Source organism: Roseobacter sp. HKCC-CH-9208, assembly GCF_037805125.1.
GTDB lineage: Bacteria > Pseudomonadota > Alphaproteobacteria > Rhodobacterales > Rhodobacteraceae > M30B80.
Genome location: NZ_JBBLYK010000001.1, coordinates 860,734 through 882,197, shown reverse-complemented (window position 1 = coordinate 882,197; position 21,464 = coordinate 860,734). Strand labels below are relative to the sequence as shown.

Sequence of the window (21,464 nt, the reverse complement as noted above, 5' to 3'; positions counted from 1 at the left end):
AGAAAGGTTCAGGTTCTCGTGAACGCGCAAGCCGCAAAACCGCCAAAATTCCCCGAGATTTGCCAGACGGGTTATGCTGGACTGGTTGTGCGCTTTGGCGATCAATTGAGCGAAGCAGGCAATCGCGCAAGCCTTGCCTTCGCTGCTGAGGTGACTGCCGCAGGTCTGGCGGGGGTTTTGGAAGTCTCAACCGCCCTGCAATCTGTCCTTTTGCGGTATGACCCGCTGCTTGTATCCCCTGAAGCACTCCGCGAGGATCTCGCGGCGGTTCTTAAGCAGCGCGATTGGTATGCTGCATCCCTGCCTCAGGGGCGCGCGCTTTGGGAGGTGCCTGCCTGTTTTGGCGGTGCATATGGCCCAGAATTCGAACAGGCTTGTTCGCTCGCAGGTGTCAGTCAGGCTGAGGCGGTTGCAGAATTGTGTGCAACCCCGCTTCGGGTTCAGGCAATCGGGTTTGCGCCGTCACAGCCCTATTTGGGAGAGTTGCCACCCAATTGGGACTTCCCAAGACAGGCAACCCTAAATCCGCAGGTGCCAAAAGGGGCGTTGGTTGCAGCAATTCGCCAGATTGTTCTGTTTTCCGTGCCATCGCCAACGGGCTGGCTGCATATTGGTCAAACGGGCCTCAGCCTGTTTAACCCCGCGCGTGACCCCGCCTTCATGTTGCGGGCGGGAGACGAAATTGCACTTCGGCCTGTTTCTGAGGCGGAATTTGAGACGTCATGTGCCGCCGCGCCATATGGCGGTGCTGTACGGCGGGCTCTGCCATGACGGCAACTTTTCTTTTTCACCAAGCAGGGCCTGCCGTGACTGTGCAGGATTTGGGGTGGCACGGCTATGTCGCCCAAGGTGTGTCGCGCGGCGGGGCGATAGATATAGCAGCGATGGCAGAAGGCGCGGCCTTGTTAGGGCAATCGCCCAACTTTGCAGCGTTAGAGATGGCAGGGTTCGGCGGTGTCTTTAGCGCCACCCGCGACTGCGTCATTGCGCTGACGGGGGCCGAGATGCGCGCGGATTTGGACGGGCGTGCTTTGGCATGGAATGCAACCCATGCTGTGCCTGCGGGCGCGAAACTGAAGATCGGGCCGGTCATGCGCGGAGTTTATGGGTATCTGCATATATCAGGCGGATTTGAGCCACCATTGATCTTGCAGGGGCGCGGAACGCATTTGGCCGCATGCCTGCGCGCGGCAATTTGCGTGGGGGCGGAACTGCCCTTTGGCGCATCCTCCGCGACCCGAGCAGGCCTGTCCCTAAATGTGGCAGATCGCAGTGCGGGCGGTGTCATTCGCATTTTGCCGACCCTACAAAGTGATATGTTCGGAGCTGATCTGTTAGCGGCGTTTCAAAATACAAGTTTCACGCGCGACCCGCGCAGCAATCGGATGGGGGTGCGCTTGGCCGCGCCCGATGCGCCCAATTTCGCACCTGAGGCCGCGCGCAATATCCTTTCTGATATTGTGATGGAGGGGGATATCCAGATCACAGGCGATGGAACACCTTATGTTTTGATGGCCGAAAGCCAGACGACAGGGGGCTATCCACGGATCGCGCAGGTTCTGCCTTGTGATTTGCCGCGCTTGGCGCAACTCTCAAGTGGGGCCGAGGTCAGGTTTCAGATGATCAGCCACGGCGAGGCGGTAGAGATTGAGCGCACCGCACAGGCTGCGCGCGCGCAACTTGGGGCCATGTGTAAGCCAGTTTTGCGTGACCCGCGCGAGGCAGGTGATCTTCTGGCAATGCAATTGATCAGCGGTGTCACCGCTGGGGAGGACGAGGGATGAAGGTCGATCTCAATGCCGATTTAGGCGAAGGTTTTGGCCCTTGGCCAATGGGGGCTGATACGGCGATGATGGATGTGATTTCATCGGCCAATATCGCCTGCGGCTTTCACGCGGGCGATCCCGATCAGATGCTAAAATCCATGGCAGCTGCAGTGGCGCGTGGCGTGGGCTTAGGCGCGCATCCGGGGTTTCCTGATTTGCAAGGGTTTGGACGGCGCCCGATGCAGATGAGCCATGCAGAGGTGGCCAATATGGTAACCTATCAAACAGGCGCTGCCATGGCGATGGCGCGCGCGGCGGGGGGGCGCTTGCGCCATGTCAAATTGCATGGGGCCTTGGCCAACATGGCGGCTGATGATGCGGCCCTTGCACGCGCCGCCTATGAAGGGGCGTTGCGGGCGGATCCTGACCTGATCGTTATGGTGATTGCTGGCACAGATCAGGAAGAAGCTGCCCTTGCCATCGGTGCCCCAATCGCGCGCGAGATTTTTGCGGATCGGGCCTATTTGCCAAATGCCCGCCTGCAAGATCGCAAAATTGCAGGCGCGGTGATCCATGATCCAGAGCAGGTCGCGACACGCATTTTGGCGATGTTGCAGGAGGCCGCGATTATTGTCGAGGATGGAACCCGCATCCCCACACAAATTGATACAATCTGCCTGCATGGGGATACGCCGCAGGCGGTTGAGATTGCCCGTAATTTGCGCACGCGCCTTGAGGCGGAGAATATCCAAATCGCGCAATTTTAATTGCTTCTGCGAAGGTTCTGCCGTTTTTTGTGGCGCAATAGTCGTAAATGTTGCGATTATTCTTGATGCCCTGCGCGGCATTAATTATGCTAGATGCATATACAGGGAGACATTGCGCCACTTGCGCAAGGCCGAAGGAGCAACCGCCCCGGTAAACTCTCAGGCAAAAGAACCTGTATGTGCGAAAACTCTGGAGAGTGATGCGGTGTTGCGCATCCGCCGAAGGGATAACGATCTCAGGCGAAAGGACAGAGGGGGCATCGACAGCCGATTTTTCGGCGTAACCGATTCCGAGTACATCTCGGGGTGTTGGAGGGTTGATGACCACGGGGCTTTTGGAACTGCCACTTAAGGGGCTTCACGCAGAACTAGGCGGAAAATTCGTGCCTTTTGCGGGCTACTCTATGCCCGTGCAATATGCTGCGGGCGTGATGGCCGAACATCTTTGGACGCGCGAAAAGGCGGGACTATTTGATGTCTCGCATATGGGGCAGGTGCGGCTGCCCTTAGATCAAGCTTCGGCACTTGAGCGGATCGCGCCCATTGAGGTTGAAGGCCTCGCAGAGGGTCGCCAGCGCTATGGTTTCCTCACCAATGAGGTGGGTGGTTTGGTCGATGATTTCATGATCGCGCGCTATGAAGATTGTTTCGTTATCGTGATCAATGCCGCCCGCCGCGCCGAGGATTTGGCACTGTTTGAGAAACATTTGACGGGCTTTGAGGTCATCATTGACCGTGCCCTTTTGGCTTTGCAGGGGCCACTGGCCGAAAGCGCGCTTGCGCGTCTGCTGCCTGATGTAGCGACACTGCGCTTTATGGATGTGCGCAGATTGACATGGCAAGGTTCGGAGCTGTGGCTGAGCCGTTCTGGCTATACGGGCGAGGATGGGTTTGAGATTTCCGTGCCTGTGCCCGTCTGCAATGCCTTCGCCCGCGCTTTATTGGCGATGGATGAGGTTGCGCCCATTGGTTTGGGGGCGCGTGACAGTCTGCGGATGGAGGCGGGCCTGCCCTTATATGGCAACGATCTTTCCGAAACCATTTCCCCAGTTGAGGCAGGCTTGTCTTGGGGTATTTCCAAATCACGCCGCCCCGATGGGGCCAAGGCGGGCGGGTATTTGGGTGTTGGGGTAATTGCCTCTCATCTTGCGGGTGAAGCTGCGCGCAAACGGATCGGTCTTGTGCCAGAGGGGCGCGCGCCGATGCGCGGCGGTGTGCCCCTGTTTTTGTCAGAGACAAGCCAAACACAAATCGGCGAGATCACTTCGGGTGGGTTTAGCCCAAGCCTGGGTCACCCGATTGCGATGGCGCTGGTGCAATCTGACACGGATGCAGATGCGCCAATCTGGGGCGAATTGCGTGGCAAACGACATCCTATGCGGCAGGTTGATCTGCCATTCTTCAAAACATCCTACAAACGATAAGACAGGGAGACATCCAAATGCGTTTCACAGAAGAACATGAATGGTTGTTGGTCGATGGTGATCTGGTTGTGGTCGGCATCACCGAACACGCGGCCACTCAGTTGGGTGATGTGGTTTTCGTAGAATTGCCAGAGCTTGAGACTGCAGCCGCGAAGGGTGATGAGGTTGTGGTTATTGAATCTGTCAAAGCGGCCTCTGACATCTTGGCCCCGCTGGATGGTGAGATTGTCGAGGTCAATGACGCCTTGGTTGATAACCCCTCTTTGGTCAATGACGATCCCACCGGTGAGGCGTGGTTCTTTAAGATGAAGGTAGACGATCTCTCTGCGGTCGATGCCTACATGACCGAGGATGAATACAAAGATTTCATTGGCGAATAAGCCCCCCGAGCAGGTGTGAGACATGACAAAGTGGATGCGTGAAACCTATGATCCGACTGATTTTGGCAATCGCCGCCATATCGGGCCTTCCCCTGCCGAAATGGCAGAGATGTTAAAGGTGATCGGTGCACCAGATTTGGATGCGCTGATTGATGAAACATTGCCGAAGGATATTCGTCAGACCAAGCCACTTGAATGGGCGGCAATGTCTGAGGCGGAATTGCTGGCGCATATGCGCGAGATTGCAGCCAAGAATAAGGTCATGGTTTCGATGATTGGGCAGGGGTATTACAACACCCATACCCCGCCTGCGATCCAACGCAATGTCTTGGAAAACCCTGCTTGGTATACGGCCTATACCCCCTATCAGCCTGAGATCAGCCAAGGCCGCCTTGAGGCCCTGCTCAATTTCCAGACGATGGTTGCTGACTTAACAGGGCTTGAGATTGCCAATGCTTCGCTTCTTGATGAGGCCACCGCCTGCGCCGAAGCGATGGTGATGGCCGAGCGCGTTGCAAAATCAAAGGCGCGTGGTTTCTTCATCGACCAAAATTGCCACCCGCAAAATATTTCCGTGATGCAGCGCCGTGCAGAACCTTTGGGGATTGAGGTGATTGTGGGCGATCCGAAGGATATGGACGCAAGCACGGTCTTTGGTGCGATTTTCCAATATCCAGGCACATTTGGGGATCTCCATGATCCATCTGCGCAAGTTGCGGCCTTGCATGCTGCAAATGCCGTGGCGATTGTTTGCACGGATTTGCTGGCCCTAACAGTTCTGCGCGAGCCTGGGGCGATTGGCGCCGATATCGCGGTGGGCTCAGCGCAACGCTTTGGTGTGCCGCTGGGATATGGTGGCCCGCACGCAGCATTTCTTTCCTGTCGCGAGGCCTATAAGCGGGCCATCCCGGGTCGGCTTGTTGGCGTATCGGTCGATGCGCAGGGGCGCCGTGCCTATCGGCTGTCCTTGCAGACGCGCGAGCAGCACATTCGCCGCGAGAAAGCCACCTCGAATGTCTGCACTGCGCAGGCGCTTTTGGCCGTCATGGCCTCGCTTTATGCGGTGTTCCACGGCCCGCGCGGATTGCGCGCGATTGCGCAGCGGGTGCATTTGCACGCAGCGCGTCTCGCCAAAAGTCTGGAGGCGGGCGGCTTTGCGCCGCTGACGCAAAGCTATTTTGACACGATCACAGTCAAGGTCGGGGCCAAACAATCGCGGATCATGGCCGCGGCTGTGGCGCGGGGGATCAACCTGCGTGATGTTGGTCAAGATCGGATTGGTATTTCCGTGGATGAGGTGACAACCGAAGCCCATTTGGCCGCGGTCTGTGAGGCGTTTGGCACACCGCTTTTGGATGCGGTTGAAGCGCCATCTATCCCTGACGCGCTCTTGCGGGAAACAGAGTATCTCACCCATCCGATTTTCCACATGAACCGCGCGGAATCCGAGATGATGCGGTATATGCGCCGCCTGTCGGATCGTGACTTGGCACTGGATCGTGCCATGATCCCGCTTGGCTCTTGCACGATGAAGCTGAACGCCGCGGTTGAGATGATGCCAATCACATGGCCCGAATTTGGCGGGCTGCACCCTTTTGCGCCACAAGATCAGGCCGAGGGCTATGCGCAAATGCTGGCGGCCCTGTCGGATTATCTGTGCGAGATCACAGGCTATGATGCGATGTCGATGCAGCCCAATTCGGGTGCGCAAGGTGAATATGCAGGCCTTTTGACCATTGCCGCCTATCATCAGGCGCGCGGGGATCATCATCGCAAGATCTGTCTGATCCCTGTTTCCGCACATGGCACCAACCCTGCCTCTGCACAGATGGCGGGAATGGATGTGGTTGTGGTCAAATCTGCGGAAAACGGTGATGTTGATCTTGAAGATTTCCGCGCCAAGGCCGAGGCGGCGGGTGATCGTCTGGCCGCTTGCATGATCACCTATCCGTCCACCCATGGCGTGTTTGAAGGCACGGTGCGCGAGATTTGTGAGATCACTCATGCCCATGGGGGCCAAGTCTATCTGGATGGTGCGAACCTCAACGCCATGGTGGGCCTGTCCAAACCCGGTGAGATCGGGGCAGATGTGAGCCACTTGAACTTGCACAAAACCTTCTGCATCCCGCATGGTGGTGGCGGGCCGGGCATGGGGCCGATTGGCGTGAAGGCGCATCTTGCCCCCTATCTGCCGGGACATCCAGAATTGGACAGCGACCAAGGGCCTGTGTCGGGCGCGCCCTATGGTTCGGCTTCGATCTTGCCGATTTCTTATGCCTATATCAAATTGATGGGTGGGGCAGGTCTGACGCAGGCCACCAAAATCGCAATTCTCAATGCCAATTACATCGCCAAGCGCCTATCGGATGCCTATCCGATCCTGTTCACAGGGCAGGGCGGGCATATCGCGCATGAATGCATCCTTGATTGCCGCCCCTTTGCCGAGGCGGGCGTGACGGTCGATGATATCGCCAAGCGTCTCATGGATAACGGTTTTCACGCGCCCACGATGAGTTGGCCTGTGGCAGGCACATTGATGGTCGAACCAACCGAAAGCGAAACCAAGGCGGAGATTGACCGCTTCTGCGATGCAATGCTCGCTATTCGGGCGGAGATTGCCGATGTCGAGGCGGGCAAAATCGCCGCCGAAGACAGCCCCTTGCGCCATGCGCCCCATACGGTCGAAGATTTGGTTGGCCCATGGGAGCGCGCCTATAGCCGCGAGGTGGGCTGCTTCCCTGCGGGGGCGTTCCGCGTTGATAAATATTGGCCGCCCGTGAACCGCGTGGACAATGTCTATGGCGACAGGCATCTGATTTGCACCTGCCCGCCCGTCACAGATTATCTGGACGCGGCGGAATAGGCCCTAACCCCCGAAGCGGCGATACAGCTGATCGAGCGTGTAGGTTTTGGCTGCTTCGGGATGTGGGTCTGAGACAATATTTGGGTCTGCGGGCAGACAATTCTCGCCGCAGACCTGACGCATCACGCCCCTCTGGCCATCAATAAACCATAACCGCCCCGCAGGGGTGGCGACCCATCCATTCGTGCCACGGCTCATATCGCTCTCAACATCAATCGTGGAGGGCACCTCATTATCATAGCGCGGATCAAAAGCCGCATGGGTGTGCCAAGAGGATATAATCCGCATCCCCGCAGGCGCATCCATCATCGCGCAACTGTCACGCCCGCCCCAACTGGATTTCGAACTGGACAAGCGCCCCGCTTGATTGCGCAGGACGTAGCCACAGACCTCGCGGTTATAGGTGATGGAATGACGGTTCATGGAGTGCATCAGTGCCATGACCAATTGCTGTTCATCCGCATCTTGCGTATGGGCGGGCAGGCCGAGGCACAGGCCAACGAACAGACTTGCAAGGGTCAACTTCATCTTGGGCATGGGCGGTGCTCCCTGAACCAGTTGCCTATGAAATAAAGGAATTGGGGCAGTAAACCAGAGCTTAGGTTTGGGAAATCTAGGAACTCATGTCGTGTTTCTTAAGATTGGCGAGTGTGGGGTCTGCGCTCACGGAGTTGAAAATGAATGCAGCGTTCGGGTTCATCGTCAGAATTCACCCGAGAGAAAGCCGCCCCGTAGCGGGGCGGCTTTGTTATCTCACCGCGCGAATTTCTTGTATTTCACCCGTTTCGGCTCAAGCGCATCTGGCCCGAGGCGGCGTTTTTTGTCTTCTTCGTAATCGGAGAAGGCGCCTTCGAACCATTCCACATGGGCCTCGCCTTCGAAGGCGAGGATATGGGTGCAGATGCGGTCAAGGAAGAAGCGGTCGTGGCTGATCACCACGGCGCAGCCTGCGAAATCCGTCAGCGCGTCTTCGAGCGCGCGCAGGGTTTCCACGTCCAAATCGTTGGTCGGTTCGTCCAACAGAAGAACATTTCCTCCTGATTTCAAAAGTTTGGCCATATGCACGCGGTTGCGTTCGCCCCCTGACAGAAGGCCCACTTTCTTTTGCTGATCTCCGCCTTTGAAGTTGAAGGCCGAGCAATAAGCGCGGCTGTTCATCGTGGCATCGCCCAGTTCGATGATCTCGGCCCCGCCCGAAACCTCTTCCCAAACTGTTTTTTCTGGATCCAGTGCATCGCGGGATTGGTCGACATAGGACAGCTTGACCGTATCGCCATATTCAAGTGTGCCCGCGTCAGGCCCTTCTTGGCCCGTCAGCATCCGAAACAGCGTGGATTTACCCGCGCCGTTTGGCCCGATCACGCCCACGATCCCGCCAGGCGGCAAGCTAAAGCTGAGATCTTCGATCAATAACTTGTCGCCATAGGCCTTGGTCAGGTTTTCGATTTCGATCACCTTTTGACCCAAGCGTGGCCCATTGGGGATGACGATCTGTGCGCGGCTGATTTTATCGCGCTCGGATTGGCCCGCCAATTCTTCATAGGCGTTGATACGGGCCTTTTGCTTGGCCTGACGCGCCTTTGCGCCCTGTCTGATCCATTCCAATTCGCGCTCAAGAGTTTTCTGGCGCGATTTATCCTCGCGGGCTTCTTGCTCAAGGCGTTTGGCTTTTTGCTCCAGCCAGCTTGAGTAATTGCCTTCGTATGGAATGCCGCGGCCGCGGTCGAGTTCGAGAATCCAGCCTGTGATGTCGTCCAAAAAGTAACGGTCATGGGTGACGATCAAAATCGTGCCTTTGTAGTCGATCAAATGCTGCTGCAACCAAGCGATGGTTTCCGCGTCCAAGTGGTTGGTCGGTTCGTCCAACAGCAGCATATCAGGCGCTTCAAGGAGCAATTTGCACAGCGCCACGCGGCGGCGTTCCCCGCCTGAAAGATGCTCTGGCATGGCCTCATCGGGCGGGCAGCGCAAGGCCTCCATGGCCACATCAATCTGGCTGTCGAGATCCCACAGGTTGTTGCTGTCAATCTCATCTTGTAGCGCGGCCATTTCATCGGCGGTTTCATCCGAATAGTTCATGGCCAATTCGTTAAAGCGATCAAGCTTGGCCTTTTTCTCGGCCACACCCAGCATGACGTTTTCGCGCACTGTGAGGGTTTCATCGAGTTGCGGCTCTTGAGGCAGATAGCCCACCTTTGCGCCTTGCGCGGCCCATGCCTCGCCAGAGAAGTCCCTGTCCCAGCCCGCCATAATCCGCAGCAATGTGGATTTACCTGCGCCGTTGACACCGACCACACCGATTTTCACACCGGGCAAGAAGCTGAGGCGGATATTCTCGAAGCATTTCTTGCCACCAGGATAGGTCTTAGAGACACCGTCCATGTGGTAGACATATTGATAGGAGGCCATGCGTGCGTTGTCCTTTGAGAGTAGATTTTGTCCTCTTCTAATGGGGATGGCTGCTTTCGGCAATCGCTTCGCCTGCTTTCCTTGCGGCTTTGCTTCGTGATAGAGGCGAAGGTGGACGTCTGATTTGTCGTGGAAGTTTACCCTGTGTTTCGCCACACCTTGCCTTTTGCCCCTGAGGCTGCACGCATTGGCCTCTTTGGTGGTTCGTTTGATCCGCCACATGCGGGGCATTTGCATATCAGTCGTGAGGCGCTCAAGCGGCTGCGGTTGGATCAGGTTTGGTGGTTGGTCAGCCCAGGTAATCCGTTGAAATCTCGCGGGCCTGCGCCCCTTGATGCGCGGATCAACGCCGCGCGGGCCTTGCAAGCGGGCCATCCGAAACTGCGGGTCACGGGTATTGAAGCGCAGCTTGGCACAAGGTTCACCGCGCAGACCTTGCGACAAATGCAGGCGTTTTATCCAAAGCTGCGGTTTGTGTGGATGATGGGGGCTGATAATTTGGCCCAGTTTCACCTGTGGCAGGATTGGCAGGAGATCATCTCAAGCCTACCGATTGCTATTTTTGCGCGCCCGCAAGCGGGGTTGCCTGCCCGCTTCTCGAAAGCTGCGCGCGCCTACGATGCCGCGCGGGTGGCGCCTGAATTGGCCTATAGCTTGGCCGATTACGAAGCCCCAGCTTGGACTTATCTTACCCTACCTTTGCGCAGTGAAAGTTCATCGCAATTGCGCGCAGCGGGTGTATGGTCTTGAGAAACCCGTTCGGGCTTGGCTTACCGCGCGGCAAGATTGGCAAAGGATAACGAGGTGGGCAGATGATCACGCGGCGCGGGGTTTTGGCGGGTGGTATCTCGGCTGCGGCAAGCGCGGCCTATGGGCAGGCCCCGTTGTCTTCCCTCGTGCCGATGCCGCGTCCGACCGCGCCCACCCCCGCAGGGGCCGCAGGTCTTGAGAACCTTATTGCCGCAAGCCCCTATCAAGGCGCGGTGGCCGCTGTTGTGGCCGATGCGCGCACGGGCGAGATATTACAGGGCCATAACGCCAGCGCAAACTTGCCCCCCGCAAGCACGATGAAGGTTTTAACCACGCTTTACGCGTTGGACGCCCTTGGGGCAGGCTATCGATTTGCAACGCGGGTTTTGGCCACGGGAAATTTGCGAAACGGGCGGCTTGAAGGGGATCTTTGGCTGTATGGCGAGGGGGATCCCCATTTGGACACCACGGGGCTTGCCACGCTGGTCACGGGCCTGCGCGATATAGGTCTGCGCGAGGTGACAGGCGCGCTGCACCTCGTGGATACATCCCTGCCGTCCATTCCCCTCATCGATGTGACACAGGCCGATTATGCGGGGTATAATCCTGCAATCTCGGGTCTGAACTTGAATTTTAACAGGGTCTATCTGGCATGGGAGCAGGGGACGAATGGCCTACAGGTTGGGCTTGATGCCCGCGCGGATGACTTGCGCCCTGCGGTTTTGGGAATTGGCTTGTCAGTCGCGGATCGCGCGGCCCCTGTTTTGGACTACCGCGCGGAAACGGCAACGGCGCGCGAGGGTTGGTCGGTGGCCAGATCGGCCCTTACGGGTGATGGGGGGCGCTGGTTGCCTGTGCGCAATACGGCCGCCTATGTGGGTGAAGTTTTTGCCTCCCTTGCGCGATCCTCTGGCATCGTACTGAGCAGGGTGCAGCGCGCAACTGCCGTGCCGTCTGAGGCTGTGGTTCTTTCGGAAATTTCAAGCGCGCCGCTTGATGCGATGCTGCGCTCTATGCTGCGCTATTCGACAAATCTCACGGCTGAGGTCGTAGGATTGCGCGCAACACAGACCCTAACGGGGGCGGCCAATCCAAGTTTGCGCCAATCTGCCGATCACATGGCGGCACGGCTTGAAGGGCGCTATGTGTCGGGGCGGGCTGAGTTACATGATCATTCTGGCTTGCAGGATTTAAGCCAGATGACGCCTGTGCAAATGGTGCAGGCTTTGGTGGTGGCGGGGCCAAGGGGGCGCTTGCGAAACCTGTTGCGGGCGCATCGCGTGAATGACGAGGTGCAAGCCCAAATTGGCACGGCCGAGATTGTGACGAAGACAGGCACGTTGAATTTTGTCTCAACCTTAACCGGCTATATCGAGGGTCCCAATCGGTCCTTGGCCTTCGCTATTTTTAATGCAGATTTGCCCCGCCGTGCGGCGCTTGGCCCTGATGAGCGCGACCGCCCCCCCGGTGGGCGGACATGGATAGGTCGCGCCCGCACATTGCAAAATGATATGCTAGTGTCATGGCTGCGCGGCTTTGGGTGACATTTACCGATCAGGCGGTGTCCAATCTTGCGGCGGAACTTTGCGCCGCTTCAGTCTCAGCGCAAGGCCGATGGCCACACCCGTAGCGATTGCAACGGTTAGATCCGTGAAGACCGTCAAAACCAGCGTCAGCACAAAGAGGCCACGATCAGAGACGGGCCCCGCTGTTACATAGCTGCTCCAATGATGCGGTTCGGACATATTCCAAGCCGTCAGCAACAGCAGCCCACCCAAAGCGGGCAGGGCCAAGTAATTTGCCAAAGGCGCTGCAAAAAGAAAGACCAACAAGATGACCCCCGCATGCACCATCCCCGCAACAGGGGTTGTGCCGCCTGCGCGAATATTGGTCGCCGTGCGTGCAATTGCACCCGTTGCGGGAAGCGATCCAAAGGCCGCACATGCCAGATTGGCGACACCTTGTGACATCAATTCTGCATTTGGGCGATGCACATTCTTGGTCATCCGGTCTGCGACCATCGCCGATAGAAGCGATTCGATCCCTGCCAGAAAGGCGATGATGAGGGCAGAGGGCAGCAATTCCACTATGCGCTCATAGGTGATCTGCGGCAGGGTCGGCCACGGGAATTCGGTGGGTAATGCGCCAAAGCGACTGCCGATTGTGGCCACATCAGGTAGGGACATAAACGCCAGTCCAGACGCCCCCGCGACAGCTAAAATCAAGCCCGGGAAGCGTGGAAAGAACCGCCGCAACAGGACGATGGCCGCCATGGTTGCAAGGCCAATCGCAAAGCTTGGCAGTGCGATTTGATCACGCGCCTGCCAAATAGCGGCCAGTTTTCCCAAGAAATGCGCGGGCGCATCATTTAAGGGAATTCCCAAAAAATCGGGCAGTTGGCTTGTGGCGATAATCACCGCAATGCCAACGGTAAATCCGTTGATCACGGGTTCTGGCATATGCGCGATGAGGCTGCCTGCACGAAACAGTGCAGCGAGCGATAGGATCACGCCCGCGATCAGCGTGGCCAATACCAAGCCATCCATCCCATGTTGAGAGATGACATCATAGACCACAACGATGAACGCGCCTGTTGGCCCGCCAATTTGCACATGACTGCCGCCAAGGGCAGAAATGAGGAACCCGCCCACAATCGCGGTGATCAGCCCATGAATGGGTTCTGCACCCGAGGCGATCGCAATCGCAAGGCACAGGGGAATGGCCACCATCGCCACAGTGACGCCTGCAAAAACGTCACGCGTTGCTGCCGCTGCCGTATAGCCCGGCCACGTGCTTAGGATTTGTGGTTTCATGGTGCCGCCATCGAATCGCGGCGAAAATTGCCGCCTTAAAGTGTAACATGCCGCGCGCGTGCGCCGCGTTCAATCGCTGCCGCCGCAAGACGATCAATGTCCAATTGATAGCGGATTTCCATTAGCATACGCAGTTCCGTTTGCCCCAATAACCCATCTGCGGCGGCCACATCGCAGCACAGCGCATATGCGGTTTCATGGAGCTTTTCTGGCAAGGCTTGGTTCACTAGACCAAACAGCGCATCCAAGCCATCTTCCTCTTCGAACAGGTCGAACACAGTTTTTGAGACATTTTGCATCCGATCTGCATCGTAATTGGCAAAGACTGGCAAGTTATTCACTAAGGCCTCAATGGTGACCAGCTCAGCGGTGCCGACTGACTCATCCGAGAGCGAGACTGCCATCATGAGCGCAACGAGCGCGTCTTGCGCAGAAAGGGAGGTTTCAGAGCTCATGCGGGATCCTTTCAGGGTTCTGTTTTGGGTTTAGATTATTGACCCCGCTCGGTTGCCGCAATAGGTGCAGGGGCGATGCGGCCACCCGATGCCGCGCTTGTGATGGATGAAGCCAAATGTCTGATTTTCGTGATGCCGCCCTCAGTTCCAAAGCTTGGCCTTTTGAGGAAGCGCGCGCGATTTTGAAACGGTATGAAATAGCCCCGCCTGAAAAGGGCTATGTGCTGTTTGAAACGGGCTACGGCCCCAGTGGCTTGCCACATATCGGCACATTTGGCGAGGTGCTGCGCACCACAATGATCCGCCGCGCCTTTGAAGCGATCAGCGACATTCCAACGCGTCTCATTTGTTTCTCGGACGATCTTGATGGGATGCGGAAGGTTCCGGGCAATGTGCCTAACCAAGACATGCTGCGTGAGCATCTACAAAAGCCGCTGACATCAGTGCCTGATCCGTTCGAAGAATTTGACAGTTTTGGCGACCATAACAACGCCATGCTGCGGCGGTTTCTCGATACATTTGGTTTTGAATATGAGTTTTATTCGGCGACCGAATTCTATCGGTCAGGCCAGTTTGATACCGTTCTAAAGCGTGCTGCGGAGCGCTATGACGATATCATGAAGGTGATGTTGAAATCGTTGCGCGAAGAACGCCAACAGACCTACTCCATCTTCTTGCCGATCCACCCTGAAACGGGCCGCGTGCTGTATGTGCCGATGAAAGAGGTGAATGCGCAGAACCATACGATCACCTTTGATGATGAGGATGGGCGTGAATGGACGCTGCCCGTGACGGGCGGCAATTGCAAATTGCAGTGGAAGCCTGATTTTGGCGCGCGCTGGGCGGCGTTGGGCGTTGATTTCGAAATGTATGGCAAAGACCATTCCACAAACACGCCGATTTATGACGCGATTTGTGAAATCTTAGGCACACCTGCGCCGCATCATTTCACCTATGAATTGTTCTTGGATGAGACAGGGCAGAAAATCTCGAAATCGTCTGGCAACGGGATTTCGATTGATGAATGGCTCAGCTACGCCTCGACCGAGTCCTTGAGCTATTTTATGTTTGGCAAACCCAAAACCGCCAAGCGGCTTTATTTTGATGTGATCCCCAAGGCCGTGGATGAATATCACCAACAATTGCGGGCTTATCCTGATCAGGACTGGGCGCAGAAATTATCCAACCCTGTGCATCACATTCATAACGGCACTGTGCCTGCCTCCGATATGGTGGTCAGTTTTGCGATGTTGCTCAATCTTGCCTCTGTGGCTGGGGCGGAAGACAAGGAAACCCTATGGGGGTTCATCCGCCGTTATGCGCCTGATGCCTCGCCTGAAACCAATCCAGATATGGATCAAGCGGCGGGTTTTGCGGTGCGGTATTACAATGATTTTGTGAAGCCAGAAAAAACCTTTCGTCTGCCCAATGACACAGAGCGCGCTGCCCTTGGGGATCTTGTTGCGCGGCTCAAGGTCTATGATGGGCCGATTGAAGATGAGGCGCTGCAAACGCTTGTCTTTGCGGTTGGCAAAGATCATGGGTTCGAGCCGCTGCGCGATTGGTTCCGCGCACTTTATGAGGTGTTGATGGGCGCAAGCCAAGGCCCGCGCTTTGGCGGGTTCATCGCGCTTTATGGTGTGAACGAGACAATCGCGCTGATCGAGGCAGGATTGCGCGGCGATTTGGCGGCATGAGGCGCAATTGACCTTTACCTTTTGCCCCCTACCTCTTGCCAGCAAGGGATAGAGGTCAAAGGTCATCAGGCGTGATCCGTCATTATGTCATCACTTTGATTCTGGTTCTGGGGGTGGGCTTGGCCGGTGCGCCGCGCTCGGCGCTGGCGCAGTCTGCACCTGAGATTGATAATCGCGTTGAAGCGACCATTGCCGCCCAGCTTGAAGCCTTTCGCGCCCAAGACATCCCCCGCGCATGGAGCTATGCAAGCCCCCTTATTCAAAATTTATTTGGCGATCAGGATCAATTTGCCCGCATGGTCGAGCAAGGTTATCCCATGGTGTGGCATCCGCTGACCTATCGGTTTGGTGCGGCGCGTATGACCCAAACTGGCGTTTTTCAGCAGGTCGAAGTAATTGATCGCGATTGGCAAAGCCATCTTTTGATTTACGAAATGGTCCAGATTGCGGGTGATTGGCGGATCAATGGTGTCCATTACATGCCGCAGCCGCCCGCCTCGGTCTAAGGATTAAGATGTTTTTAACACGTTTGACGTGGAACCCCTCCGCAACGCATCTATCAAACCAATATTTTACATTCTGCGAGGTTCGGTTCAGGGCTTTGCGGGACACCCAAAACCCTGTGACGCTTGCCGTCACGGAAAACAGCCCGCAGCAGGTTTGGGAGGTGGATTTGCGCGATTGGCTGCCCTTTGAGGGTCAGGCGCGGGTTGCGGCCTCTGCCCTGCCTGAGGGGCTGTTGCGCAACAGCGGCAATGTTGTCCAATACGTCACCCCCTATGCCACCACGCGGCATCGGGTTGGGCGCGGCTCAATTCGCCTGAACTGGCCTCAGCCTGTGCGTGGCACATTGCAATTGACCGCGCGCTGTGACACGCCCTAAGGCCGCAGATCATCGGGGGTAAGGTGAAAGGCCTGACCAAAGCCGCCATTTAAAAACGCGGCTTTGACGGTGAATTCCACCATACGGAAATCGCCAAAATCAAAATAGAGCTTTGCTTTGGGATAGGCGGCCAGATAGGCCGCCTTTTTTTCGGCCTTGTCACAGGGCAGGGCATAGGTTTCTAAACTCAGGCGGGGATGGGTCAAAGGATCGCCGCGATCATGCACAGAGCCGATCAACAGCCCACAGTTTGGCCGCTCTGCCAAGGCGCGACTATGCGCGGAGAGATCTGAAATAAGACTAAGAATTTGTGCTGTCTCAGGCAGCCAGACATAGGCGACACGGCTGAGAGTGGGCGCACCTGTCTGCGGGTCAGTGACCCCAAGCGCCGCATAGTTATGGTCTGCCAATATCCCACGGGCCAATGCGCGCGCCGCATCGTCGGTCGGGCGTATGGGGTTTGTCGCTTTTTCCATTGGCCCGCGCCTTTCGCTTGCAAGTTTTGCCTCTGCGCGCCACGGTCTGCGCAGCACAGGGAAAAGAATGGAGACCCGCATCATGGCATTGATCCGCCCGCTTGAGGAAGAGGAAATGGAGCGCGATCTGGCAGATCACGTTCAGTTTTTCAAAGGGCCGTTGGGGGTGATCCCAAATTCTGTGCGCACCATGGCACATCGTGCGCCAATCGCGCGGGCCTTTACCGATTTGAACGTGGCGGTCATGACGGATTACGGCGCAGTCACGCCTGAATTCAAACGCCTGCTTGGGTATGTGTCCAGTCAGGCATCAGGCTGCCTGTATTGTCAGGCCCATATGATCTTGGCCTCCGAGCGGTTTGGCGCGTCAGAAGATCGGTTGAACGATGTGTTCACCTTTGAAGATAGCCCCCATTTTACCGAGGCCGAGAAAGCCGCCTTGGCCTTTGCGCAGGCGGCAACCCTTGTGCCAAACGCGGTGACACAAGAAATCGGCGCACGCCTTAAGGCGCATTGGGGCGAGTCTGCTGTGGTCGAGATCATGGCCGTTGTCGCGCTGTTTGGGTATCTTAATCGTTGGAATGACAGTATGGGATCCGCCCTAGAAGATCTTCCAATCAGCAAAGGTGAGGCGCGTTTGAAAGACGCCACTGGGTGGAGTGTCGGCAAGCATGTCTGAGCGCCCCCAAGCCCCGCATCAGATGAAGATCGTGTTGTTCCAACCTGAGATACCCGGGAACACGGGCACGATTGGGCGCACTTGCGTGGGCTTGGATATGGAATTGATCTTGATCCGACCCTATGGGTTTGAGCTATCGGAGAAATCAGTGCGCCGCGCGGGATTGGATTATTGGAAACATGTGCGCCTGACAGAATATGATGATTGGGAAGCGTTTATCGCAGCGCGCAGGCCGCGCGCGGATCAGTTGTTTCTCTTTGAAAATGATTGGGCGCAATCGGCCTATGAGGTCGAATTTCCCCAAGATGCCTATTTGGTTTTTGGCCGTGAGACGACAGGGCTGTCTCCTGAGATTATCGCAGCCCATGCGGATCGGCTTGTCTCCTTGCCGATGTATTCCCCGCATATTCGCTCTTTGAATCTGGCGAATATCGCTTGCGCGGCAGCCTACCAAGCCTTGCGCAGTCACGCCTTAGCGTAAAGCGGTCAGCAGGGTTTGCGAGGGTTGGCCTGTGATGGGCCATCCTCTTTCAGCCTCAAAGGCGCGAATGGCGGCTTCGGTTTGGCGGCCAAATACGCCATCAATCTTGCCAATCTGATAGCCACGCGCCTTAAGGCCCCCTTGGATAGCGCGGCGATCTTCGATCAGCAGTCCATATTGATCTGGTGGGAATGGCGTTGATATAGGCCCCGCCCCAGTCAGCCGCCCTGCGAGGTAGATGACACCAAGCGCGTAATTATCCGATGCATTATATCGCAAGAGCGCGCTGAAATTGGGCGAAACGAGGAACCCAGGCCCGTTTGGCCCTGCAGGCAGCAGCAGGGCGGGATTGCCCAAATTGCGGGTGGGCGTCACCACAGGCACCACGCCGCGCGCAATCCAAGTGGCAAGCGTGCTTGGCGCGCCGCGCCCAGAAGGCCCCGAATATCCTTGGGGCAGGCGCACCTCGCAACCCACGCCAAATTGGCTTTGCCATGCGCCCCCTTCGCGCAGATAGGCGGCGGTTGAGGCCAAGGCATCTGTGGGATCAATGCTCCAAATATCTTTTTTGCCATCACCATTGAAATCCACCGCATGGGCCGCAAAGGTGGTGGGAATGAATTGGGTATGCCCCATGGCCCCTGCCCATGATCCTTTGAGGTTTTCGGCGGCTGTATGGCCTTGCTCTAAAATCCGCAGAGCAGCAAAAAGCTGCGCCTCGAAAAAGGCCGCGCGCCGTCCGTCATAGGCAAGGGTCGATGTGGCTGAGATCACGGGAATATCCCCGCGATTTGTACCAAACTCGCTTTCAACGCCCCAAATTGCCGCCACCACTTCGCGTGGGACGCCGTATTGGTCTTCGATGCGGCGCAAGAGGCGCGATTGATTGGTAAAGGCTGCGCGGCCCGAAGTCACCTTGGCCTCAGAGGCGACAAGGTTCAAATAATCCTCGAAACTGCGAGAGAATTCTGCCTGATTGCGGTCGCGGGTCACGACACCTGGCAAATAGCCTGTGCCACGGAAAGCTTGCGAAATGGTGACGGGGTGTATTCCCCGTGCCTCTGCGCGAGATTTGAAATTGGCCACCCATTGGGCATAGCCCGCATTTGGGGTTGGTTGCAGATCAGGCGGGGTTGGGCGCAAGAAGTTTTGACCTGCTTGGGTCAAGCCATCCAACGGGTTTGGCACGCACCCGCCAAGCAGGGATGCGCCCGTGGTTAGCATCATCATGCGTCTGGTGAGGGTCATGCTCGCGGCCTCTTGTTCTTATGCGCGTCCTTCTACCAAATTCTTCGCGCAAGGGCGATAAGAATGCGGGATGATGATCCACAAAAATTGGCAGATGTACCGTTTCAGAGGCCTTTGTCGGCGCGGTTCAAAAGGCGAGCTTGGGCTGTGAGGGCGCGCAGGGTGCCGCCCTATCTGCGGCGCTTGACCCCACCCCGTTGCCCAGGCCGCCCTGCGGTGCTGCGTCCTTTTGCGGCGCTTGCCGCCTCGACCGCTTCATCCACGGCAGATTGGCGGGCCAGCGGGTCATCCGCCACAGCCAGTTCCACCGCCTCTAGGCGCTTGACCTCATCGCGCAAGCGCGCGGCCTCTTCAAATTCCAAATTCTCTGCTGCTTTGCGCATCTGTGCGCGCAGCCCATCGAGATGGGCAGCCAGATTTGCACCGACCATAGGTTTGTCGACTTTTGCGGTGACGCGGCTCATATCCACATCGCCTTGATACAGCCCCGCCAAGATATCCTCGACATTCTTCTTCACTGTTGTGGGGGTGATCCCGTGTTCCTCATTATAAGCGATCTGCTTGGCGCGGCGGCGATCCGTTTCCGCAATCGCGCGTTCCATGCTGCCTGTGATCCGGTCAGCATACATGATGACACGGCCATCCGCATTTCGAGCGGCCCGTCCGATGGTTTGAATGAGCGAGGTTTCAGAACGCAAAAAGCCCTCTTTGTCGGCATCCAAAATTGCGACAAGCCCACATTCGGGAATGTCCAATCCTTCGCGCAACAGGTTGATCCCGATCAGAACGTCAAAGGCGCCAAGGCGCAAATCGCGCAAAATCTCGATCCGTTCGATTGTGTCGATATCGCTATGCATATAGCGCACGCGGACGCCTTGTTCATGGAGATATTCGGTCAAATCTTCGGCCATGCGCTTGGTCAATGTGGTGACAAGCACACGCATGCCCTTGGCCGCGACTTGGCGGATTTCATCCAACAGGTCATCCACTTGCGTCTCAATTGGCCGGATCTCAATTTGCGGGTCTAACAGGCCCGTTGGACGGATCACTTGTTCGGTAAAGACGCCGCCTGCCTGTTCCAATTCCCAAGTAGCAGGGGTGGCCGAAACAAAGATAGATTGTGGCCGCATCGCGTCCCATTCTTCGAATTTCAGCGGTCGGTTATCCATGCAAGAGGGCAGTCGGAACCCGTGTTCGGCTAAAGTAAATTTGCGCCGATAGTCTCCGCGATACATGCCCCCGATCTGCGGAACAGTAACATGCGACTCATCGGCAAAGACGATGGCGTTATCTGGAATATATTCAAACAAGGTGGGGGGCGGCTCGCCCGGGGCGCGGCCTGTCAAATAGCGCGAATAGTTCTCAATACCGTTGCAGACGCCTGTGGCCTCAAGCATTTCGATGTCGAAATTTGTGCGCTGTTCAAGGCGCTGTGCCTCAAGCAGTTTCCCGTCAGCCACAAGATGATCCAAGCGCTGGCGCAATTCTTCTTTGATGGCCTTCACCGCCTGTTGCATGGTTGGGCGTGGGGTGACGTAATGCGAATTGGCGTAGATACGGATTTTGTCGAATTTATCGGTGCTTTGACCCGTCAGCGGATCAAATTCGGTGATGCCTTCGAGTTCCTCGCCAAAAAACGAAAGACGCCATGCCCGATCTTCGAGGTGCGCAGGCCAAATTTCCAAACTGTCGCCGCGCACCCGGAATGAGCCGCGCTGAAACGCCTGATCATTGCGCCGATATTGCTGTGCAACCAAATCGGCCATGACCTGCCGTTGATCATAGTCTTGTCCTGCGAATAGATCGACTGCCATAGCCGTATAGGTTTCGACCGAGCCAATGCCGTAAATACAGGACACCGATGCCACGATGATCACATCGTCTCGTTCCAACAACGCGCGGGTGGCGGAATGGCGCATTCGGTCAATCTGTTCGTTGATCTGGCTTTCTTTCTCAATGAACGTGTCCGTGCGCGGGACATAGGCCTCGGGTTGGTAGTAATCGTAGTAGCTGACGAAATACTCGACCGCGTTATTGGGGAAAAAGTTTTTGAACTCCCCGTAAAGCTGAGCTGCCAAGGTCTTGTTATGGGCAAGTATGATTGCGGGGCGCTGTGTTTCTTCAATCACCTTGGCCATGGTAAAGGTCTTGCCCGTGCCAGTTGCGCCCAACAAAACTTGGTTGCGATCCCCATCTGTTACGGCGGCTGCAAGCTCGGCAATCGCGCTGGGTTGGTCGCCCGCGGGGATAAACTCGGTCTGCATCACAAAGCGCTTGCCGCCTTCGAGTTTTTCGCGTGCCAAACGATCGCTATTGGCGCGTCCCTCGCGCGGGGACGCAGCGCGTGGCAAATCGGGCATAGAGCTTGGCGAA

General features: G+C 56.8%; 20 protein-coding genes and 2 riboswitches. Of the genes, 13 read left to right on the top strand and 7 right to left on the bottom strand.

The window, feature by feature from the left end; all coding sequences use genetic code 11:
• Nucleotides 1–18: 18 nt before the first annotated feature.
• The 6 genes from AAC621_RS04370 (at nt 19) to gcvP (ending at nt 7,200) form a co-directional block, all read left to right on the top strand.
• On the top strand, nt 19–771 hold the full coding sequence (locus AAC621_RS04370; RefSeq protein ID WP_340252575.1) for a 5-oxoprolinase subunit B family protein: 753 nt from the start codon (nt 19–21) through the stop codon (nt 769–771).
• On the top strand, nt 768–1,784 hold the full coding sequence (locus tag AAC621_RS04365; protein WP_340252573.1) for a 5-oxoprolinase subunit C family protein: 1,017 nt from the start codon (nt 768–770) through the stop codon (nt 1,782–1,784). The genes AAC621_RS04370 and AAC621_RS04365 overlap by 4 nt, the downstream gene beginning before the upstream one ends.
• A complete protein-coding gene (locus tag AAC621_RS04360; RefSeq protein ID WP_340252571.1) occupies nt 1,781–2,533 on the top strand; it encodes a LamB/YcsF family protein in 753 nt (250 codons plus the stop codon). Before AAC621_RS04365 ends, AAC621_RS04360 begins: the two co-directional genes overlap by 4 nt.
• Before the next feature lie 93 nt (nt 2,534–2,626).
• Nucleotides 2,627–2,718: riboswitch (glycine riboswitch) on the top strand.
• A gap of 3 nt (nt 2,719–2,721) precedes the next feature.
• A riboswitch (glycine riboswitch) is annotated at nt 2,722–2,787 on the top strand.
• Between the two features lie 66 nt (nt 2,788–2,853).
• Nucleotides 2,854–3,957 carry a glycine cleavage system aminomethyltransferase GcvT gene (gcvT, locus tag AAC621_RS04355; RefSeq protein ID WP_340252569.1) on the top strand — a complete coding sequence of 368 codons (1,104 nt, stop codon included), beginning with the start codon at nt 2,854–2,856 and terminating at the stop codon, nt 3,955–3,957.
• Between the two features lie 17 nt (nt 3,958–3,974).
• Nucleotides 3,975–4,337: a glycine cleavage system protein GcvH gene (gene gcvH, locus AAC621_RS04350; protein WP_340244695.1), complete on the top strand. Its 363-nt coding sequence runs from the start codon at nt 3,975–3,977 to the stop codon at nt 4,335–4,337.
• Nucleotides 4,338–4,359: 22 nt separating this feature from the next.
• Nucleotides 4,360–7,200, top strand: a complete 2,841-nt coding sequence (gcvP, locus tag AAC621_RS04345) for an aminomethyl-transferring glycine dehydrogenase (RefSeq protein ID WP_340252567.1) — start codon at nt 4,360–4,362, stop codon at nt 7,198–7,200.
• Nucleotides 7,201–7,203: 3 nt separating this feature from the next.
• Here the strand turns inward: gcvP and AAC621_RS04340 are convergent, their stop codons facing one another.
• Both AAC621_RS04340 and ettA read right to left on the bottom strand, forming a co-directional pair.
• A complete protein-coding gene (locus AAC621_RS04340; protein WP_340252565.1) occupies nt 7,204–7,737 on the bottom strand; it encodes a DUF4329 domain-containing protein in 534 nt (177 codons plus the stop codon).
• 216 nt (nt 7,738–7,953) lie between these two features.
• Nucleotides 7,954–9,609, bottom strand: coding sequence for an energy-dependent translational throttle protein EttA (gene ettA / locus AAC621_RS04335; protein ID WP_340252563.1), 1,656 nt, complete (start codon nt 9,607–9,609; stop codon nt 7,954–7,956).
• 144 nt (nt 9,610–9,753) lie between these two features.
• Here ettA and AAC621_RS04330 point away from each other — a divergent pair, with 144 nt between their 5' ends.
• On the top strand, nt 9,754–10,359 hold the full coding sequence (locus AAC621_RS04330) for a nicotinate-nucleotide adenylyltransferase (RefSeq protein ID WP_340252561.1): 606 nt from the start codon (nt 9,754–9,756) through the stop codon (nt 10,357–10,359).
• 62 nt (nt 10,360–10,421) lie between these two features.
• A complete protein-coding gene (gene dacB, locus AAC621_RS04325) occupies nt 10,422–11,903 on the top strand; it encodes a D-alanyl-D-alanine carboxypeptidase/D-alanyl-D-alanine endopeptidase (protein WP_340252559.1) in 1,482 nt (493 codons plus the stop codon).
• Between the two features lie 3 nt (nt 11,904–11,906).
• On the opposite strand, the gene AAC621_RS04320 is transcribed toward dacB, so the two are convergent.
• Together AAC621_RS04320 and AAC621_RS04315 are read right to left on the bottom strand one after the other, a co-directional pair.
• The gene (locus AAC621_RS04320; RefSeq protein ID WP_340252557.1) at nt 11,907–13,172 is read right to left on the bottom strand and encodes a SulP family inorganic anion transporter; all 1,266 of its coding nucleotides are present in this window, start codon (nt 13,170–13,172) and stop codon (nt 11,907–11,909) included.
• Between the two features lie 35 nt (nt 13,173–13,207).
• Nucleotides 13,208–13,627, bottom strand: coding sequence for a tellurite resistance TerB family protein (locus AAC621_RS04315; protein ID WP_340252555.1), 420 nt, complete (start codon nt 13,625–13,627; stop codon nt 13,208–13,210).
• Between the two features lie 116 nt (nt 13,628–13,743).
• Here AAC621_RS04315 and AAC621_RS04310 point away from each other — a divergent pair, with 116 nt between their 5' ends.
• The 3 genes from AAC621_RS04310 to AAC621_RS04300 all read left to right on the top strand — a co-directional run bounded on the left by AAC621_RS04310 (nt 13,744) and on the right by AAC621_RS04300 (nt 16,207).
• Nucleotides 13,744–15,324, top strand: a complete 1,581-nt coding sequence (locus tag AAC621_RS04310; protein WP_340252553.1) for a lysine--tRNA ligase — start codon at nt 13,744–13,746, stop codon at nt 15,322–15,324.
• 71 nt (nt 15,325–15,395) lie between these two features.
• Nucleotides 15,396–15,830: a DUF4864 domain-containing protein gene (locus AAC621_RS04305; RefSeq protein ID WP_340252551.1), complete on the top strand. Its 435-nt coding sequence runs from the start codon at nt 15,396–15,398 to the stop codon at nt 15,828–15,830.
• Between the two features lie 8 nt (nt 15,831–15,838).
• The gene (locus AAC621_RS04300; RefSeq protein WP_340252549.1) at nt 15,839–16,207 is read left to right on the top strand and encodes a hypothetical protein; all 369 of its coding nucleotides are present in this window, start codon (nt 15,839–15,841) and stop codon (nt 16,205–16,207) included.
• On the opposite strand, the gene AAC621_RS04295 is transcribed toward AAC621_RS04300, so the two are convergent.
• Nucleotides 16,204–16,683 (bottom strand): pyridoxamine 5-phosphate oxidase, encoded by a 480-nt coding sequence (locus AAC621_RS04295; RefSeq protein WP_340252547.1) that lies wholly within the window; start codon nt 16,681–16,683, stop codon nt 16,204–16,206. The genes AAC621_RS04300 and AAC621_RS04295 overlap by 4 nt on opposite strands.
• An 82-nt stretch (nt 16,684–16,765) precedes the next feature.
• Here AAC621_RS04295 and AAC621_RS04290 point away from each other — a divergent pair, with 82 nt between their 5' ends.
• Nucleotides 16,766–17,362: a carboxymuconolactone decarboxylase family protein gene (locus AAC621_RS04290; RefSeq protein ID WP_340252545.1), complete on the top strand. Its 597-nt coding sequence runs from the start codon at nt 16,766–16,768 to the stop codon at nt 17,360–17,362.
• Nucleotides 17,355–17,843 carry a tRNA (cytidine(34)-2'-O)-methyltransferase gene (locus AAC621_RS04285; protein ID WP_340252543.1) on the top strand — a complete coding sequence of 163 codons (489 nt, stop codon included), beginning with the start codon at nt 17,355–17,357 and terminating at the stop codon, nt 17,841–17,843. Before AAC621_RS04290 ends, AAC621_RS04285 begins: the two co-directional genes overlap by 8 nt.
• On the opposite strand, the gene AAC621_RS04280 is transcribed toward AAC621_RS04285, so the two are convergent.
• Nucleotides 17,835–19,091 carry a lytic murein transglycosylase gene (locus AAC621_RS04280; protein WP_340252541.1) on the bottom strand — a complete coding sequence of 419 codons (1,257 nt, stop codon included), beginning with the start codon at nt 19,089–19,091 and terminating at the stop codon, nt 17,835–17,837. The two genes, AAC621_RS04285 and AAC621_RS04280, sit on opposite strands and share 9 nt — an antisense overlap.
• Before the next feature lie 170 nt (nt 19,092–19,261).
• A complete protein-coding gene (uvrB, locus tag AAC621_RS04275; protein ID WP_340256322.1) occupies nt 19,262–21,451 on the bottom strand; it encodes an excinuclease ABC subunit UvrB in 2,190 nt (729 codons plus the stop codon).
• Nucleotides 21,452–21,464: the final 13 nt, after the last annotated feature.

Bases quoted from the DNA above. Each gene is read 5' to 3' on its own strand.
- AAC621_RS04365 (WP_340252573.1), top strand. From the start codon at position 768: ATGACGGCAACTTTTCTTTTTCACCAAGCAGGGCCTGCCGTGACTGTG.
- AAC621_RS04360 (WP_340252571.1), top strand. From the start codon at position 1,781: ATGAAGGTCGATCTCAATGCCGATTTAGGCGAAGGTTTTGGCCCTTGG.
- gcvT (WP_340252569.1), top strand. From the start codon at position 2,854: ATGACCACGGGGCTTTTGGAACTGCCACTTAAGGGGCTTCACGCAGAA.
- gcvH (WP_340244695.1), top strand. From the start codon at position 3,975: ATGCGTTTCACAGAAGAACATGAATGGTTGTTGGTCGATGGTGATCTG.
- gcvP (WP_340252567.1), top strand. From the start codon at position 4,360: ATGACAAAGTGGATGCGTGAAACCTATGATCCGACTGATTTTGGCAAT.
- AAC621_RS04340 (WP_340252565.1), bottom strand. From the start codon at position 7,737: ATGCCCAAGATGAAGTTGACCCTTGCAAGTCTGTTCGTTGGCCTGTGC.
- ettA (WP_340252563.1), bottom strand. From the start codon at position 9,609: ATGGCCTCCTATCAATATGTCTACCACATGGACGGTGTCTCTAAGACC.
- dacB (WP_340252559.1), top strand. From the start codon at position 10,422: ATGATCACGCGGCGCGGGGTTTTGGCGGGTGGTATCTCGGCTGCGGCA.
- AAC621_RS04320 (WP_340252557.1), bottom strand. From the start codon at position 13,172: ATGAAACCACAAATCCTAAGCACGTGGCCGGGCTATACGGCAGCGGCA.
- AAC621_RS04315 (WP_340252555.1), bottom strand. From the start codon at position 13,627: ATGAGCTCTGAAACCTCCCTTTCTGCGCAAGACGCGCTCGTTGCGCTC.
- AAC621_RS04310 (WP_340252553.1), top strand. From the start codon at position 13,744: ATGTCTGATTTTCGTGATGCCGCCCTCAGTTCCAAAGCTTGGCCTTTT.
- AAC621_RS04300 (WP_340252549.1), top strand. From the start codon at position 15,839: ATGTTTTTAACACGTTTGACGTGGAACCCCTCCGCAACGCATCTATCA.
- AAC621_RS04295 (WP_340252547.1), bottom strand. From the start codon at position 16,683: ATGGAAAAAGCGACAAACCCCATACGCCCGACCGACGATGCGGCGCGC.
- AAC621_RS04290 (WP_340252545.1), top strand. From the start codon at position 16,766: ATGGCATTGATCCGCCCGCTTGAGGAAGAGGAAATGGAGCGCGATCTG.
- AAC621_RS04285 (WP_340252543.1), top strand. From the start codon at position 17,355: ATGTCTGAGCGCCCCCAAGCCCCGCATCAGATGAAGATCGTGTTGTTC.
- AAC621_RS04280 (WP_340252541.1), bottom strand. From the start codon at position 19,091: ATGACCCTCACCAGACGCATGATGATGCTAACCACGGGCGCATCCCTG.
- uvrB (WP_340256322.1), bottom strand. From the start codon at position 21,451: ATGCCCGATTTGCCACGCGCTGCGTCCCCGCGCGAGGGACGCGCCAAT.